Origin of the sequence: Flavobacterium inviolabile, assembly GCF_013389455.1 — a bacterium.
Lineage (GTDB): Bacteria > Bacteroidota > Bacteroidia > Flavobacteriales > Flavobacteriaceae > Flavobacterium > Flavobacterium inviolabile.
Map to the genome: position 1 here is coordinate 945,319 of NZ_CP058278.1, position 17,263 is coordinate 962,581.

Annotated in this window: 17 protein-coding genes and 2 tRNA genes; 14 read left to right on the top strand and 5 right to left on the bottom strand. The window is 40.8% G+C overall.

Annotated features, from left to right (window positions below):
- Positions 1 to 146 precede the first annotated feature (146 nt).
- Positions 147 to 482, top strand: a complete 336-nt coding sequence (locus HW120_RS04310; protein ID WP_177731177.1) for a winged helix-turn-helix transcriptional regulator — start codon at positions 147 to 149, stop codon at positions 480 to 482.
- Positions 483 to 559: 77 nt separating this feature from the next.
- Here the strand turns inward: HW120_RS04310 and HW120_RS04315 are convergent.
- From HW120_RS04315 to HW120_RS04330, 4 genes are all read right to left on the bottom strand, one after another.
- Positions 560 to 633: transfer RNA gene (locus tag HW120_RS04315), tRNA-Asn, on the bottom strand.
- Between the two features lie 74 nt (positions 634 to 707).
- Positions 708 to 781, bottom strand: a tRNA-Asn gene (locus tag HW120_RS04320).
- Between the two features lie 71 nt (positions 782 to 852).
- On the bottom strand, positions 853 to 2,178 hold the full coding sequence (gene rseP, locus HW120_RS04325) for an RIP metalloprotease RseP (protein WP_177731179.1): 1,326 nt from the start codon (positions 2,176 to 2,178) through the stop codon (positions 853 to 855).
- Between the two features lie 77 nt (positions 2,179 to 2,255).
- The gene (locus HW120_RS04330; protein ID WP_177731181.1) at positions 2,256 to 4,169 is read right to left on the bottom strand and encodes a M1 family aminopeptidase; all 1,914 of its coding nucleotides are present in this window, start codon (positions 4,167 to 4,169) and stop codon (positions 2,256 to 2,258) included.
- A 174-nt stretch (positions 4,170 to 4,343) separates the two neighbouring features.
- Here HW120_RS04330 and serS point away from each other — a divergent pair, with 174 nt between their 5' ends.
- The 11 genes from serS to HW120_RS04385 all read left to right on the top strand — a co-directional run bounded on the left by serS (position 4,344) and on the right by HW120_RS04385 (position 13,402).
- Positions 4,344 to 5,615: a serine--tRNA ligase gene (serS, locus tag HW120_RS04335; RefSeq protein WP_177731183.1), complete on the top strand. Its 1,272-nt coding sequence runs from the start codon at positions 4,344 to 4,346 to the stop codon at positions 5,613 to 5,615.
- Positions 5,616 to 5,695: 80 nt separating this feature from the next.
- A complete protein-coding gene (locus HW120_RS04340) occupies positions 5,696 to 7,474 on the top strand; it encodes a tetratricopeptide repeat protein (protein ID WP_177731186.1) in 1,779 nt (592 codons plus the stop codon).
- 53 nt (positions 7,475 to 7,527) lie between these two features.
- Complete coding sequence (locus HW120_RS04345; RefSeq protein WP_177731188.1) at positions 7,528 to 7,839, top strand: DUF4286 family protein; 312 nt, start codon at positions 7,528 to 7,530, stop codon at positions 7,837 to 7,839.
- A 41-nt stretch (positions 7,840 to 7,880) separates the two neighbouring features.
- Complete coding sequence (rsmA, locus tag HW120_RS04350) at positions 7,881 to 8,660, top strand: 16S rRNA (adenine(1518)-N(6)/adenine(1519)-N(6))-dimethyltransferase RsmA (RefSeq protein WP_177731190.1); 780 nt, start codon at positions 7,881 to 7,883, stop codon at positions 8,658 to 8,660.
- Positions 8,650 to 10,002 (top strand): magnesium transporter, encoded by a 1,353-nt coding sequence (gene mgtE / locus HW120_RS04355; RefSeq protein ID WP_177731192.1) that lies wholly within the window; start codon positions 8,650 to 8,652, stop codon positions 10,000 to 10,002. Before rsmA ends, mgtE begins: the two co-directional genes overlap by 11 nt.
- 18 nt (positions 10,003 to 10,020) lie before the next feature.
- Positions 10,021 to 10,800: a pyrroline-5-carboxylate reductase gene (proC, locus tag HW120_RS04360; protein ID WP_177731194.1), complete on the top strand. Its 780-nt coding sequence runs from the start codon at positions 10,021 to 10,023 to the stop codon at positions 10,798 to 10,800.
- Positions 10,797 to 11,753 (top strand): 2-hydroxyacid dehydrogenase, encoded by a 957-nt coding sequence (locus tag HW120_RS04365; RefSeq protein WP_177731196.1) that lies wholly within the window; start codon positions 10,797 to 10,799, stop codon positions 11,751 to 11,753. Before proC ends, HW120_RS04365 begins: the two co-directional genes overlap by 4 nt.
- Positions 11,746 to 12,144, top strand: a complete 399-nt coding sequence (locus HW120_RS04370) for a hypothetical protein (protein WP_177731198.1) — start codon at positions 11,746 to 11,748, stop codon at positions 12,142 to 12,144. The genes HW120_RS04365 and HW120_RS04370 overlap by 8 nt, the downstream gene beginning before the upstream one ends.
- Positions 12,137 to 12,535, top strand: coding sequence for a VOC family protein (locus HW120_RS04375; RefSeq protein ID WP_177731200.1), 399 nt, complete (start codon positions 12,137 to 12,139; stop codon positions 12,533 to 12,535). The genes HW120_RS04370 and HW120_RS04375 overlap by 8 nt, the downstream gene beginning before the upstream one ends.
- 44 nt (positions 12,536 to 12,579) lie before the next feature.
- Positions 12,580 to 12,963 (top strand): DUF4234 domain-containing protein, encoded by a 384-nt coding sequence (locus HW120_RS04380; protein ID WP_246297033.1) that lies wholly within the window; start codon positions 12,580 to 12,582, stop codon positions 12,961 to 12,963.
- Positions 12,938 to 13,402, top strand: coding sequence for a DUF2752 domain-containing protein (locus HW120_RS04385; RefSeq protein WP_177731202.1), 465 nt, complete (start codon positions 12,938 to 12,940; stop codon positions 13,400 to 13,402). Before HW120_RS04380 ends, HW120_RS04385 begins: the two co-directional genes overlap by 26 nt.
- Positions 13,403 to 13,453: 51 nt before the next feature.
- Here the strand turns inward: HW120_RS04385 and HW120_RS04390 are convergent, their stop codons facing one another.
- Positions 13,454 to 15,265 (bottom strand): GNAT family N-acyltransferase, encoded by a 1,812-nt coding sequence (locus HW120_RS04390; RefSeq protein WP_177731204.1) that lies wholly within the window; start codon positions 15,263 to 15,265, stop codon positions 13,454 to 13,456.
- A gap of 193 nt (positions 15,266 to 15,458) precedes the next feature.
- On the opposite strand from HW120_RS04390, the gene HW120_RS04395 reads away from it, so the two are divergent.
- Both HW120_RS04395 and HW120_RS04400 read left to right on the top strand, forming a co-directional pair.
- The gene (locus tag HW120_RS04395; protein WP_177731206.1) at positions 15,459 to 16,220 is read left to right on the top strand and encodes an exodeoxyribonuclease III; all 762 of its coding nucleotides are present in this window, start codon (positions 15,459 to 15,461) and stop codon (positions 16,218 to 16,220) included.
- Positions 16,221 to 16,237: 17 nt separating this feature from the next.
- Entirely contained in the window at positions 16,238 to 17,203 is a 966-nt protein-coding gene (locus HW120_RS04400; RefSeq protein ID WP_177731207.1) for an OmpA/MotB family protein, read from the top strand.
- Positions 17,204 to 17,263 lie beyond the last annotated feature (60 nt).

The window sequence follows — 17,263 nt, forward strand, 5'->3', positions numbered from 1 at the left end:
AGTGTATTAGAAATATAACTTTTTTGAGTGAAGGTGAGGGTAGTAGATGTTGTTTTGTGGGGATAATTGTTGAAAGTGGTCTGGTTGTGAAATTCAAACCGGATAATTGATTTATTTTTTATAAATTTCCGTTTAATATGAATGCAATGAGCCAGAAAAATACGATTACCGAAAAGGCAGTGGATATAGTGGAAATTTGTCCGGCACAGGAACTTTTAAAATTGCTTTCCGGTAAATGGAAGCCTGAAATATTTCAATTGGCAATCGCATCCGATTTGCGGTTCAATAAGCTGTTACGCCAGATAGAAGGAACGAATAAGCAGTCACTGGCAATTGCCTTAAAAGAATTGGTTGCGGCTGGTTTGCTGGATAAGGTTGTGGTTCGGCAGAAGCCATTGCATATAGCGTATTCCCTGACGGAAAAAGGAAAATCGTTAATACCGGTCTTCAGGCAATTAGAGCAGATTGCGGTAACGCTGTAGTTTGGAATTTTCTTTATAGAAACGGAAATGTTGTAAACGAAAAAATCCCGGTATTGCTACCAGGATTTCTATTTTAGCTCCCCCTCTTGGGCTCGAACCAAGGACCCTCTGATTAACAGTCAGATGCTCTAACCAACTGAGCTAAGGAGGAAACTGTGTTTTTTTGTCAAAAAAAGAACTTATTGTTAGATATAAAAAGCCAGCGTTGAACTGGCTTTTATTTTGCTCCCCCTCTTGGGCTCGAACCAAGGACCCTCTGATTAACAGTCAGATGCTCTAACCAACTGAGCTAAGGAGGAAGGTGTGTTACCTTTATTGCGGTGCAAATATAAGTCGAAATTTTAATCTCGCAAATAAAAAATGCAAAAAATTAGAAAAATTTATCGGCAATTAACTGGTAAATATCTTTGCCGAAAGTTAAAGCCATTAAGCTCAATAAGATAATCATTCCGAAGGTCTGTACATACCCCATCGATTTTTCACTTAATTTTTTACCGGTAATCATTTCAGCAATGGTAAACAGGGCATGTCCGCCATCTAATCCCGGGATTGGCAACAAATTCATAAACGCCAAACCGATAGAAAATAGTGCGGTAAAGTTCCAGATAAACTCCCAGTTCCATTGATCCGGTAAAGCTCTTGCAATTCCAACTGGGCTTTTTACATGCTTGTAGGCTTCCGTTTTCGGACGTAAAATCAATTTGAACTGTTTTACATTGTAAACCAAAAGCTCGTAGGACTCTTTTACGGCTTCCGGGATTGCCTGAAACAACGTTAGTTTATTGATAACCTCATAGTCCAGTTTGTCTTTAAAAGCCGGGATAAAGCCTATTTTGCCGTCTTTGTCAACCAAGGTCTTTAATGTAACCTTTTCGTTGTTGCGGATAACGGTAATGCTAACCGAATCGTTTTTATGAGCACTCAGGCTTTCTTTTAATTCATCAAAGAATCGGAAATCTTTATTGTCAATGGCAACCAGGTGGTCCCCTTTTTTGAATCCTGCTTTAAAAGCTTCCGATTTTGGCGCAATAGAATCGACTACAACGCTGGAAAGACGCGGCTGGATAAAATCACGACCTTCTTTACCGATGATCTCTGCTTTTTGCGGATCGGTCAGGACGATGGTTTTCTTTTCTCCGTTTCTTTCCACTTCGATTTTATCACCCAATAAGATGTCTAAAGTCATACGGTTAAAACGATCCTGGTATTTTCCGTCAACAGCAAGGATTTTGTCGCCGTTTTTAAAACCTACATTGATTCCGGTCTCGCCAAAAGCCAGTCCGTTTTTCTGAATAACTTCTGTAGCAATATATTTCTGCCCGTAAGTAACATACACCATTGTGTAGATAAACCAGGCCAGAAGAATGTTTACAATAATACCACCCAGCATAATGATTAAACGCTGCCAGGCCGGTTTAGAACGGAATTCCCAGGGCTGAGGTTCCTGTTTCATCTGATCCAGATCCATACTTTCGTCTACCATTCCGGAAAGTTTTACATATCCGCCAATAGGCAGCCATCCGATTCCCCATTCTGTTTCTCCGATTTTCTTTTTTAATAAAGAGAATCCGGCATCCATGAAAAGGTAGAATTTCTCTACTCTCACTTTGAACATCTTAGCAGTAATATAATGACCGAATTCATGAAGAATAACCAATACGGATAATATGAAAAGGATTTGCCCTAATTGTATCATTTTTGAAAAACTTTTTTTATTATAAACGACAAAAGTAAGGTTTTCACCTTACTTTTTATCATGTTATTACAGATTGCCTATTTTTTTATAAAATTTTTATGAAAGACACCTTCGGAAGTACTGATTTTTAGGATATGGATGCCTTTAGCCAGTTGGCTAACGTTAATATCGCTGCTTTTTTCGGTGCTGATCAACTGTCCTAAAGTATTGTAAATCGCTACGTTTTCCAGCTGAATATCGGTTGGCAACTGTATCGTGATCCGATCGCTGGACGGATTCGGGTACACCGCGATTGTCTGGGCTATATCGAATGAGGCGTTTCCTAAAGTAGCCGTGTTATTCTTGGAGATGATGTTTTTCTCAGGATCAAATTCAAGAGCGGTAACACTAAACGGAACCGGAACAATGAACTCCTGCCCGTTAGTAGTATTGTTTACGACTACATCGTGTGTTTGTGTTCCGTTTTTCAGGCGGATCGGAAGTGGCATTTCAAAAAAGCTCACGGAAGCATGCGATTGTGTTTGTGTCACTTTGATCTTTACCTGGCCGGCACCCCAGTTCTGAGCCGTAATAGTATAGGAAGGATAACCCTGGTTGTAAACCCAGTCGTTAAAGAACTCGGTAAGATTCATTCCGGAAGCTGTTTCAAGATGTGCCTGTAACTGAGAAGTTACCGCATAACCATAAGCCAGTGCCGGGTCATTTAAATAATTGCGTAACGCCTGGAAAAAGACGGTATCGCCTAATTTGAAGCGCAGCATGTTGGTTACCATGGAGCCTTTATTGTACGTAAGCCGGCTGCTGAAAATACGGTTTACGTTGCTTAACTGATCGTCTGTCAGGTATAAATTACCGTCAGGCTGAGCCGTGATACTGCTGATCTTATTGTCTTTCCAGGTGATGAAATCTGCGGTACTGTCCAGATTTTCCACAACCAGTCCGGCCATATATTCGGTTAAACCTTCATTCAGCCAGACGTCTTTCCAGGTGCCACAGGTGATTTTGTCGCCAAACCATTGGTGTGCCATTTCGTGTGCAATCAGGCTGCGGCTGAAACCGCCCATAAAAGAAACGGTCGTGTGTTCCATTCCGCCGCCCCATCCGAACTGTGCGTGTCCGTACTTTTCATTTCGGAAAGGATAAGGCCCGATAAGGGTTTCGTATAGGTTGATGATCGTTGGCGTTGGTGCTAAATTAGCCTGAACAGCAGTAGCGCTTTCCGGATAAATATAATTTACAATCGGGAAAGTGTTTGGTGCAATACCGCCAAGCTGATTGTATATCTGGTAATTGGTTACCGCAATAGCAATCAAGTAGGCCGGAATAGGGTAGCTGTGATGAAAATGCGTTGTTTTGGTTCCGCCGGTATTGGTTGTGCTGGAAACCTGTAGTCCGTTTGATACGCTCACATATTGGGAAGGAGCGGTGATATACACGTCAATACTGTTGGCTTTGTCGTTAAGATCCTGCTTGCAGGGCCACCAGTCTTTGGCGCCGTAAGGTTCGGATAAGGTCCATAAAATAGGTGTGCCGGAATGGGAACTGGTTGTAAAAGCCGCATTCTCACCGGATGGTGCGCCGGAATAGGTTATTTTTACGGAACTTGCAGCACCGGTAGCCAGTGTGGACGGTAACGTGATTACCAGTTCGTCGTTTGCATTTTGTGTAAAGGCTAAGGTTGTATTTCCTTGTTTAACGCTGCTCACGGTTAATTCATTGGTTAAATCAAAAGTGATGGTATTCATGTTTTGCTTGGCAATAAAATCGGTAGTGACTACTCCCGAAATAAAATAATTGGCAGGATTAACGGTGAATTCCAGCTTATGATAGGTAATGTCATAGTTTTGAGTATTGGCATTGGCAGCAAAGCTCATCGTGTTGGAAGCGGCTTTCATTTCGGCTTCCACCATGCTGGAGAACACTTCTTCTTCGGTTTGGGCAAAAGAAAATGTGGTTGCTAATAATGCAAAAATTAAGAGGTGTTTTTTCATATACTTTAGTAAAATTTGCCAAAGTTAAGGAATAATCTAAAATAGGGGCTCGTTTTTTTCGAATAATGCGCTGATAATTAACAGGGACGGGGAAAGAAGAAAGGCTTTGTTAAATTGCATTCTTTTTTATAAAAAACAATTCCTTAAATTTGCTGACCTTAAAATCATTATAGTATGTTACAGATAGCATTTATTAGAGAAAACCAAGAAAAAGTAATCCAGTCTTTGGCGAAACGTAATTTAGACGCAAAAGCAATGGTTGAAGAAGTGGTGGCTTTAGATGAAAAGCGCCGCGCAACTCAGGTGGAATTAGACAACACTTTGGCAGAATCGAACAAGCTATCCAAAGACATCGGAGAGTTAATGAAGAGCGGTGAGAAAGCCAAAGCGGAAATCTTAAAAGAAAAAACAACCATCTTAAAAGAGAAAAGCAAGGAATTAACAGATGTGTTAAATGCGGTTTCTGACGAATTAACGCAGGAACTGTATAAATTGCCAAACCTTCCTGCCGATGTTGTTCCGGAAGGAAAAACACCGGAAGATAACGAAACCGTTTTTGAAGAAGGAACCATTCCGGTATTGCATGAAGGTGCTATGCCACACTGGGAATTGGTGAAAAAATATGACATTATCGACTTCGAATTGGGAACCAAAATTTCAGGCGCCGGATTCCCGGTTTATAAAGGAAAAGGAGCGCGTTTGCAACGTGCATTGATCGCTTACTTTTTAGATAAAAATACCGAAGCCGGTTATAAAGAATACCAGGTTCCGCATTTAATCAACGAAGCATCAGGATACGGAACAGGACAGCTGCCGGATAAAGAAGGGCAGATGTACCACGTGGGAATTGACGATTTATACTTAATCCCTACGGCAGAAGTTCCGGTTACCAATTTATTCCGTGATGTGATCTTGCAGGAAAATGAACTGCCGGTTTTATGTACGGGTTACACACCGTGTTTCCGTCGTGAAGCAGGTTCATACGGAGCGCACGTTCGCGGATTAAACCGTTTGCACCAGTTTGATAAAGTGGAGATCGTTAGAATCGAGCATCCTGAAAAATCATACGAAGCCCTGGAAGGAATGGTAGAGCATGTGAAAACATTGCTTCAGGAATTAAAACTGCCATACCGAATCCTGCGTTTGTGCGGAGGCGATATGGGATTCACTTCGGCATTAACCTATGACTTTGAAGTGTTCTCAACAGCACAGGACCGTTGGCTGGAAATCAGCTCGGTATCTAACTTTGAGACTTTTCAGGCAAACCGTCTGAAACTGCGTTTCAGAGATAAAGACGGTAAAAACCACCTGGCACACACGTTAAACGGAAGTTCATTGGCGTTGCCGCGTGTATTGGCAGGAATCCTGGAAAATTATCAAACACCGGAAGGAATCGTAATTCCTGAAGTATTACGTCCTTACACCGGATTTGATATCATAAATTAATAAAATCTTATACTTTAATAATGTACTAATTAGCTAAAAAAAGCTACATTAGTACATTGTTTTTTTATGACAGTTGTGGAATGAAAAACCTTCTTCTTTATATCGTTTTGCTTAGCTCGATGTTTGTTTTCTCGCAAAATGAACAGCTGGCGCAAAACTATTTTGACAGAGGAGAGTTCGATAAAGCAATTGTGATCTATGAAGGCCTGTTAAAAACACAGCCCAATAACTACCTCTACTTTCAGAAACAGATTGCCTGCTACCAGCAGCTGAAAGACTATCCCAAAGCAGAAGAACTGATTAAATTCCGTATCGATAAATTCAGACAAACCAGTCTTTATGTCGAATTGGGGTATAATTACCAGTTGCAGAAGGATACGGATAAAGCCAATAAAAACTATCAGAAAGCATTGGACGTTATCAAAGAGAACCCGAATAATGTTTACGGTATTGCAAGTGCTTTTGAACAAAAAGTATTATTGGAACAAGCCTTAAAAGCCTACGAACTAGGCGTAGCGGGAAATCCGAACCTGAACTTTGATTACCAGATTGCCTTATTGCAGGGACAACTGGGAAATCTGGAACTGATGATTGAAAAATTACTGGACTATTCCTACCGGAACCAGCCCAATCAGGCTTTGGTGCAAAACCAGCTGGCGCGCTTTATGATGGAAGATACTCAGGAAACCTTTAATGGCAACCTGCGAAAAGCCCTGTTGATCAGAACCCAGAAAACACAGGACATTTTCTGGAACCAGTTTTTAAGCTGGTTTTTTGTACAGCAAAAAGAATACGGAAAAGCCTTTATTCAGGAAAAAGCTATCTTTAAACGCAACCCGGAAAACCTGTTCAATATTATCAGCCTGGCAAGACTGGCCGTTCAGGAAGGCGAAAACGATACGGCAAAAGAAATCCTGGATTTTATACTGCTAAACACCCAGGATATGGAATTGCAGATGGAAGCACATTATCAGCTTGTTTCGATGGATATCGATAAAGCAACGGTAAAAGACTATCCGGTAATTCAGGAAAAACTGTCCGGATTACTCAAACAATACGGGGTATCCCCATATTCGCTGCACCTGCAGATCTTAAAAGCACATTTTGATGCCTTTAACCTGAAACAGTTTGAAGCGGCAAAAACAACACTCACCCAATCGCTGGACTTGCCGTTAAACAATTACCAGAAAGCGGAAGTAAAAATGGAACTGGCAGACGTTTTGCTGCTGGATGAAAAATTCAATCAGGCGATTATTTATTATGCACAAATAGAAGACGACCTGAAAAATGATGAAATAGGACACGAAGCCAGCTTTAAAATGGCAAAAGCCAGTTACTTTAAAGGCGACTTCGACTGGGCACAGCAGCAATTTAAAGTCCTTAAAGCATCGTCGTCACAACTCATTGCAAACGATGCGCTGGAGCTATTCCTGTTAATCAGCGATCATACCGTTCAGGACAGTACACAGGTTGCCTTAAAGAAATTTGCAAAAGCGGATTTCCTGTTGTACCAGAACAAAACCAATGAAGCCTTAAGCGGATTCCAGTCCCTTTTGAGCGAACAGAAAGGGAAAAGTATCGAAGACGAAACCCTGCTGAAAATCGGGCAGATCCTGGAGCAGAAAAAAGACTATACCGGGGCCTTAAAAACCTATCAGGAAATTATAGAAAAACATGCAGAAGGTGTCTATGTCGATGAAGCCTTGTTTTTCTCGGCAGAGATATACCGGAAATATTTGCTGGATGTTGAAAAAGCCAAAGCACTTTATGAAAAAGTGATTTTCAGCCATCAGGACAGTATCTATTATGTGGATGCCCGAAACAACTACAGAAAATTAAGAGGAGATAATAATTTATAAACGCAAAGCGTTCCGGTTACTCCCAATACAATAATAATTAAGATTCCTAAAAAATGATAATTTACAACGTAACGATTAATATACACGAAAGTGTACATGATGCCTGGATGAAATGGATGCAGGAAAAGCACATTGCCGATGTTCTGGCAACGGGGAAATTTACTTCGGCCCGTATGGTAAGAGTGCTGATTGAAGAAGAAATGGGCGGTGTTACCTATTCCATTCAGTACACGACAGACAGCAAAGAAACCCTGCAAAAATACTATGATGAAGATGCGCCTCGTTTAAGAGCGGAAGGATTTGCTTTGTTTGGGGATAAAATGCTGGCTTTCAGAACCGAATTACAGCTCATCAGTGATCATTAATAACAAACAGCACAGCGGTAGAATCTTTAAAAGACCAAAAAATGGATAAGGTAAGAGCAAAAAAACATTTGGGACAGCACTTTCTGAATGATGAGAATATTGCAAAAAAAATTGCAGATTCGCTGGTATTGGAAGGCTATAAAAAAGTATTGGAAATTGGTCCCGGAATGGGCGTGCTCACGAAGTATCTTTTGGAGAAACCCATAGAAACCTATGTGATCGAGATCGATACCGAGTCGGTGGAATACCTGCAAACGCATTACCTGCAGCTGAGCAACCGTATTATTTCCAAAGACTTTTTAAAATACAATATTAAAGAAGTCTTTGGCGACGAACCTTTTGCCATTATTGGTAATTTCCCGTACAATATTTCTTCGCAAATCGTATTCCGCGCACTGGAACTGAGAGATCAGATTCCGGAATTTTCCGGGATGTTTCAAAAAGAAGTAGCCGAGCGTATCTGTGAAAAAAAAGGTACTAAAGCCTATGGGATACTTTCCGTACTGGTACAGGCTTTTTATGATACAGAATACCTGTTTACGGTATCGGAAAACGTTTTTACACCGCCGCCAAAAGTGAAGTCGGGAGTGATGCGCATGCGTAGAAAAGAAAACTACAAACTGCCGTGTGATGAGAAAATGTTTTTTAATGTGGTGAAAACCGCATTTAACCAACGCAGAAAAACACTGCGAAATAGCTTAAAAGTTTTTCAGCTATCGGATAATTTAAGAGAAGATAGTATCTTTGACCTCCGCCCGGAGCAAATCTCGGTAGAACAATTTATAGAACTCACTCAAAAAATAGCCGCCGATGGAGTTTAAAATCAGCAGAGACTTTATTGCTCAGATTGAGCAACTAATCAGTGAAAACAAAGGACAGGAACTCGAAATTCTGCTCCAGGACGTTCACTATGCTGATATTGCCGAAATCATGGAGGAACTCGATGATGCAGAGGCAAGCTATCTTTTTAAAATCCTTGACAGTGAAAAAACGGCCGAAATTCTTCTTGAACTAGACGAAGAAGTCCGTGAAAAAATCCTTCGAAACCTTTCTGCAAAAGAAATTGCGGAAGAGCTGGATGAGTTAAATACCGATGATGCTGCCGACATTATCGCCGAATTGCCACAGTCTAAAAAAGAAGAGGTAATCTCCGAGCTGGAAGACGTGGAACACGCAAAAGACATTGTAGACTTATTGCGTTATGACGAAGATACTGCCGGTGGACTAATGGGGAAAGAGCTGGTAAAAGTGAATGAAAACTGGAATGTGCTCACCTGTGTTAAAGAAATGCGGCAACAGGCAGAGAATGTTTCCCGCGTGCATTCTATTTATGTAGTGGACGATGAAGAACGCCTGAAAGGCCGTTTGTCCCTGAAAGACTTGCTGACTACTTCTACCAAAACGCCAATCAGCGAGGTATACATCAAAAAAGTAGACTATGTAAAAGTAGATACCAAAGATGTTGAAGTGGCGCGTATCATGCAGAAATATGACCTGGAAGCCATTCCGGTTGTAGACGAAATGGGACGCCTGGTAGGACGTATTACCATTGACGATATCGTTGACGTTATTAAAGAAGAAGCCGATAAGGATTACCAGTTGGCTGCCGGTATCTCGCAGGATGTTGAGGCAGATGACAGTATCCTTGAATTAACCCGTGCGCGTTTGCCATGGCTGGTTCTGGCACTATTGGGCGGATTCATCAGCGTTAAGGTATTAGGCCTTTTTGACGGCGCGATGGAAAACCATCCGGAATTGTTTTTCTTTACACCGTTGATCGCTGCTATGGCAGGAAACGTTGGAGTACAATCCTCAGCAATTATTGTTCAGGGTTTGGCAAACAACACCTTAAGCGGTTCTTTGTGGAACCGGTTACTGAAAGAAGTCAGCCTTAGCCTGCTAAACGGATTTATATTAGCCATTATTTTATTAATCGGAAGCCATTTCCTTTTAGGTGTAAGCCCTATGCTGGGTATCACCGTAACTGTAGCCTTACTTTCGGTAATTGTTACCGCTTCCGTTTTGGGTACTTTTATCCCCATGACCTTAAACCGTTATGGTATTGACCCCGCTTTGGCCACCGGGCCATTTATTACCACCAGTAATGACATTTGCGGGATCCTGATTTACTTTTCCATAGCCAAACTGATATTGGGCTTTTAATCATAAAAAACTGTTCTTATGAAAATTGTAGTGATTGGTGGTGGTAATTTAGGTACCTCCATCGCTTTGGGCATTGCTAAATTTACCGAAGGTAACACCTTAGTGGTTACCAGGAGAAATTTGGAAACAATTCGTTTTTTGGAAGATAGCGGCATACAGTTGTCTTCTGATAACAATGATGCGGTTACTAACGCCGATGTGGTCATTTTAGCCGTAAAACCCTTTCAGGTAACCAATATCATTACAGCCTTACGACCCCATTTAAAACAGAAGATTGTTGCCTCAGCGGTTAGCGGACTTTCAATGGAAAGCCTGCAGGAGCAATTGGATGCGACTTCGGTTGCCATCCGTATTATGCCGAATATTGCCATCCGGTTTGGTGCTTCGGCAACCTGTGTGACCCTGCGGGAAGACGATTGCAATACCGTACAGCCCTTTTTAAACATTTTGGCCCAGTTGGGTTCCGTAGAGGTCATTGAAGAAAAAATGATGGATGCGGCAACGGTTCTGGGAGCCTGCGGAACAGCGTATGCACTGCGCTATATCCGGGCAGCTATGCAGGCCGGAATTGAGATCGGTTTTGATGCCCAGACGGCATTGGCAATCGCCTCGCAAACGGTGAAAGGCGCTGCCGAAATGGCATTGCAGGAAAAAGTGCATCCGGAACAGCTTATAGACCGGGTTACAACGCCAAAAGGTTGTACCATCGCCGGACTCAATGAAATGGAACATCAGGGATTCAGTTCGTCACTGATTAAAGGAATAAAAACATCATTAGACAATATAAAAGGGACATGAATCAGGACGTAAAAATACTTCATATCGATAGTAACCACCCTATATTATGGGCACAGCTGGAAGCAGCAGGATTTGTTAATCATGAAGATTTTAAATCCTCCAAAGAAGCGGTGGAAGCTAAAATTCAGGATTATAACGGTATAGTAATCCGAAGCCGTTTTAAAATAGACAAAGCCTTTCTGGATAAGGCTGTAAACCTGCAGTTTATTGCAAGAGTAGGTGCAGGACTGGAAAGCATCGACTGTGACTATGCAACAGCAAAAGGGGTGCATTTAATAGCGGCACCGGAAGGAAATCGCAATGCGGTTGGGGAACATGCTTTGGGCATGCTGCTGTCCTTGTTTAACAAGCTTAACAAAGCCGACAGGGAAGTGCGGAGCGGACACTGGAACCGGGAACCGAATCGCGGCCATGAGCTGGACGGTAAAACGGTTGGGATCATCGGTTACGGAAATATGGGGAAATCCTTTGCTAAAAAGCTGCGGGGATTTGATGTGGAGGTGCTGTGTTATGATATCCTGGATAATGTAGGCGACGGAAATGCACGCCAGGTTTCATTGCTCGAATTGCAGAAAAGAGCCGATGTGCTGAGTTTGCATACGCCCTGGACGCCGGAAACCGATAAGATGATCAATACTGATTTTATCGATGCCTTTTCAAAACCGTTCTGGTTTATCAATACCGCAAGAGGAAACAGTGTGGTTACCGCTGATTTGGTTACCGCCATGAAAACGGGTAAAATTCTGGGAGCCGGATTAGACGTGCTGGAATATGAAAAATTATCTTTCGAAAACCTGTTTACCGATGGGCAAACGCCGGATGCTTTTCAGTATTTACTGGAATCGGAAAATGTATTGTTAACACCGCATATTGCCGGATGGACGGTGGAAAGTAAAGAAAAACTGGCACAGGTGATCGTTGATAAGATTGTTAAGCACTATAAACATGAATAAGATAGCCTATTATTTAGTGATTCTCGTTGGAGTCATTACCTGTCTGAGCTTCTTTCCGCATGCGTTTTTAGGAATGAAAGCGGTGATGGAGCATATTGCCAAAGGAGAAATACAGGAGCCGGCTGCGAACGGAATGCGGATGATCTGGTTTTATTCGTCCGTAATGATGCTGCTAAGCGGGATGTGGATGCTTTTTTTGGCAAAACCCATAAAAGAAGGGCAGTTCCGGGCCAGAGTACAAATGTTGCTGCTGGGTTTGGGATTGAGTATCTTTGGATTGGGATGTACGTATATTTCGGGAGAAATAGATCATATGTTTTTATTTACTATTGAAGGAATATTGCTGTTGCTGGCAGTGACCTTGTTTTTTAAAAATCAGAACCATGGATAAAAAAGAAATTAAAAGAGTTACCGGATTAGGAGGTTTTTTCTTTAAGAGCGAAAACCCGGATGCAATTAAGGAATGGTATAAAGATCGTTTGGGACTTCCTGTCGATGCTTATGGCTGTTCGTTTCAGTGGAAAGACAAAGATGGCAATGACGGTTCTACGCAATGGTCGCCGTTTTCAAAAGATACTAATTATTTCAAACCCAGTGAAAAACAGTTTATGATGAATTTCAGGGTGGATAATCTGGTGGCTTTGCTGGAGGTGTTGCGGGAAGAAGGAGTTACGATTGTTGGTGAGATGGAGGAGTACGAATACGGGAAATTTGGCTGGATTATGGATCCGGAAGGAAACAAAATTGAACTTTGGGAGCCGAATGATGATGCTTTTCTATAAAAAGTACTATATTCGCTACATAATCAATCTAATCAAAACAAAAAATGGAAGTAAAAAGTTCAATGTCAGAGGATTGGAATAATCCTCAAATCCCGGAATTTAAGGTCGATCCGATCATGGTTTTAGTCTTCGGATTTCTAACGTGCGGGTTATACCTTATCTACTGGAATATTAAAGTTGCAGAAGTTTTAAATGCTGTAGCCGGGAAACAAATCATTTCACAGCCGGTTGCTATTTTTTCCGGATGTTGTATGCCTGTTAACTTGTATTATTACTACATAGCAGGTAAAGAAGGTCTACCAAAAGTATATGAGAAAATTGGTGAGCCAAACAAAGACCAATCGGTTCTTTTATTAGTGTTAGGTTTTATTTTTCCAATGGTGGCAGCAATGATTGTACAAGGTGATATCAATAAGCTTTACAAATAATAAAAAGAAACAACTCAAAGTATATGGAATTATCGGGGCATTAATTACCCTGATAATTCCTTTTTTGCTTACGTTTCAAAACGAGCACAATCATCTGGATACGGCACAATCGCTTTGTCCTTTTAAAATGCTCACAGGCTTCCCGTGTCCCGGATGCGGGATTACGAAGTCCTTGGTATATATTTATGAAGGAGATTTGTACAGAAGTCTTTATTTTCATTTATTCGGGCCGTTAGTGTTTGTATTCTGTATCCTGACGGTAATTGTTTTAACAATAGAACTGATAACCGATAAAAGCTATTTCAGGGACATTTTTTACAGCCGTAAAATAGCCTATGTTTTAGGAGTTATACTGGTTGTGTATCATTTAATCCGACTGTATTATTTTATTTCCGATAATACTTTCGACGATATACTCCGGCAGTCTGTATGGAGATAAAAAAAGCGCCCTGATCATCTCAGGGCGCTTTTTTTATCATTCTTATATTTCTTATTCTCCTTTTTCATTGAGTTTTCTTTCCAGTTCAGCCTGAAACTCTTCCATAACCGGTTTAACGGTGCTTTCCGGTAAATCGGCAATTCGGATGTACATTAAGCCGTCTACTGCGTTGTTAAACAGCGGATCTACATTAAAGGCCACTACGCGTGCATTCTGTTTGATGTATTTTTTGATCAGTACCGGTAAACGAAGGCTTCCCGGTTCTACCTCATCAATGATCTTGTCAAATTTGTTCAAATCGGCTTCCGTTTCGTTAAAAACAAAATCTTTGTCGGCGTCTTTTAATTTAACCTTGTATTCTTTCTTAGGGTGGATGTACTGGGCAATATACGGGTCGTAATAATGCGACTTCATAAACTCAATCATCAGCGATTTGGAAAAATCGGAAAACTGGTTGCTGATACTCACGCCGCCAATCAGGAATTTGTGTTCCGGGTGGCGTAAAGTGGTGTGTACAATTCCTTTCCACAACAGGAATAAAGGCATTGGTTTTTGCTGGTATTCCTTAATGATAAAAGCACGTCCCATTTCGATAGATTTAGACATCATATCGTATAATTCCGGTTCGAAGCGGAACAGTTCGTGCAGGTAAAACCCGTTAATACCGAATTTTTTGTAAATCTCGGAGCCCAATCCCATACGGTAAGCTCCGGCGATACGTTTTGCATCATCATCCCATAAAAACATGTGGTGATAATATTTGTCGTATTGGTCTAAGTCTAAAGATTCGTTGGTGCCTTCTCCTACTTCTCTAAAAGTAATTTCTCTCAAACGGCCCACTTCGTGCAGGATATTCGGGATTTTATCGGCAGTCACTAAGAAAACTTCGTAGTTCTTGCTTTGTAAAAGACGGTAATCGCCTTTTCGCAATTCGGTTACTTCCTGTAAGATCTTTTCGTTATTGGCAGGATTGGCAATTTGCTTCGGACTGCTTTTAGGAAGTTGTAATTTTAAACTTGGAGGGGACAGTAATTTGCTTTCCGCTTCAAAAGAATTGGCAAGCATGTATGTTTTACGACGTAAGAATTCGGAATAAGCCTCAATGCTTTCATATTCGCACTGCTCGTTAACAGAGATCGGTTTCCCGATACGGACTTTTATTACCCTTTTTTTCTGTGTCAGTAATTCCGATGGTAATTTAGCCGTACGCAGTGTAGGGCTGATTTTGGATAACAAATAAAATAAACGGCTGTTTTTTGCGTGGAAATAAATAGGTACTACCGGAACATTCGCTTTTTTGATAAGCTTTAAAGCGCCTTCTTCCCAGGGTTTGTCCACAACAAGCTCATCGTCTTTATAGGTAGAAACTTCACCGGCCGGGAAAATACCCAATGGTTTTCCGTCACTTAAATGTCTGAGTGTTTCTTTAATGCCTACTACGCTGGATTTGGCATCCTTGTGATTTTCAAAAGGATTAACCGGCATAACATAAGGCTTTAACGGTTCGATGCGGTGTAATAAAAAGTTGGCAATAATTTTGAAATTCGGTTCTTTTTCAAGCATTAATTTCAATAGCAATATACCATCGATCCCACCTAAAGGATGATTGGAAATCGTAATATAAGCACCTTCTTTTGGTAATCTTTTAAGATCTTCTTCGGGAATTTCAAATTTTATCTGGAATTCGTCCAGAATTGCATTGAGAAATTCTACATCACTAAGATGTTTGTTTCTGTTATAAATCTTGTTAAGAGTAGAAATTTTCAATACCTTCATCAGTAACCAGCCTGAAAAAGTTCCTAAAAACCCGTATTTATCAGTGTTTATTGCCTTGGCAACTTCTTTAGCGGTAACTAAACCCATTTAATTTCGTTTTGAGCGAAAAACAAAGATAATAAATCTCATCTAACGCAAAAAGGCTTTGGTCTATTATTACGTTTTTTTTAATGAAGAATATAATTAGGTATTTGATTGTGAATGATTTGTTCTATTTCCATAATTCTTGTTTTAATTCTATTGGTTTTTACCTATTTTTGGAGAAAATGAAACAGTAACGATGAAAATTATCTCTTATAATGTCAACGGAATCCGTGCGGCAATCACTAAAGGGTTTTTAGATTGGCTGAAAAGTGCTGATCCTGATGTAATTTGCCTTCAGGAAATTAAAGCCACACAGGAACAGATTCCGTTATTGGATATAGAATTAGCCGGGTATCCGTATCATTATTGGTTCCCAGCGGAGAAAAAAGGCTATAGCGGTGTCGCGGTCTTATCGAAGATAAAACCGAATAATGTTGTTTTCGGAACCGGAATTCCGCACATGGATAAAGAAGGCAGAAACCTTAGGGTAGACTTTGATGATGTTTCGGTCATGAGTCTGTACCTGCCATCGGGAACAAACATCGACCGTCTGGATCATAAATTTATGTATATGGCCGATTTTCAGAACTATATCAACGAACTGAAAAAAGAGGTTCCGAATTTGATTATCTGTGGCGATTATAATATTTGTCACGAGGCAATTGATATCCATGATCCTATCCGAAATGCAAAAGTTTCCGGATTCCTGCCGGCAGAACGGGCATGGCTGGATGCTTTTATGAAAAGCGGCTTTGTGGACAGTTTCCGTCATTTTAACAAAGAACCGCATCATTACAGCTGGTGGAGCTACAGGGCAAATGCAAGAGCGAATAACAAAGGCTGGAGAATTGACTATAACCTGGTGAGCGAACCTTTAAAAGAAAGAATGAAGCGTGCGGTTATTTTACCGGAAGCCAAACATTCTGACCACTGCCCGGTTTTATTAGAAATAGAATAATCAAAATACCACTAAAGATGATTAAAAAAATGTCTATTGGAGTTTTGGCTTTAGCCTTATCAACTTCATGTGTTTCTAAAAAAATATACACGGATTTAGAAACGAAATTTGCCGATTTAAAGAAAGAAAACCGTCAGTTATCCGATGAAAATACGGCTTTAAGTAAAGATAAAAATCAATTGGACCTGTTGTCAAAAGATTTACAGGGGCAATTGGACAAGCTGAAAGCAGAGCGTGACAAACTGGCTTCCGACTATGCGGCATCCAAAAACAGCCTGAACACATTACAGTCTTCTTATAAGGCATTGGAAAAAAACAGTGATGATGCTTTACAGAGCAATATGAACAAAAACCGTGAACTTTTAGCACAGCTGGAAGCCAAAGAAAAAGCTTTGGCAGCAGAAAGAGACCGTCTGGAAAAACTGAAGAACGATTTAAAAGACCGTTCGGACAGGGTTAACGAGCTGGAAAGCATGATTGCAGAAAAAGAGGCGAGTATGAAAAAACTGAAAGAAACCCTTTCCAAAGCCTTAAATGCATTTGAAGGAAAAGGATTGACAGTGGAGCATAAAAACGGAAAAGTTTACGTTTCGATGGAGAATAAATTGTTATTCGGAACCGGAAGCTGGGCTGTAGGTACAGAAGGAAGAAAAGCAGTTGTAGCTGTTGGTAAGGTATTGGGTGACAACCCGGAAATTACTGTGCTGATTGAAGGCCACACGGATAATGATAAATTTGCAGGAGCTGTTGGACAAATCGAAAACAACTGGGATCTGTCTACAAAAAGAGCTACGGCAATTGTGAACATCCTGGCGGAGAACAAAGCGATCGACAAGAAAAACCTGACCGCGGCCGGTAGAGGAGAATATGCTCCGATAGCGACGAATGATACCGCAGAAGGAAAATCGAAAAACCGTAGAATTGAAATTATTCTGACGCCAAAACTGGATGAAATTTCTAAAATGCTGAATGATATTAACTAAGCATTGTTAAACATAAAAAAGAGAGGTTCAGTATGTAAATGCTGAACCTTTATTTTTGCG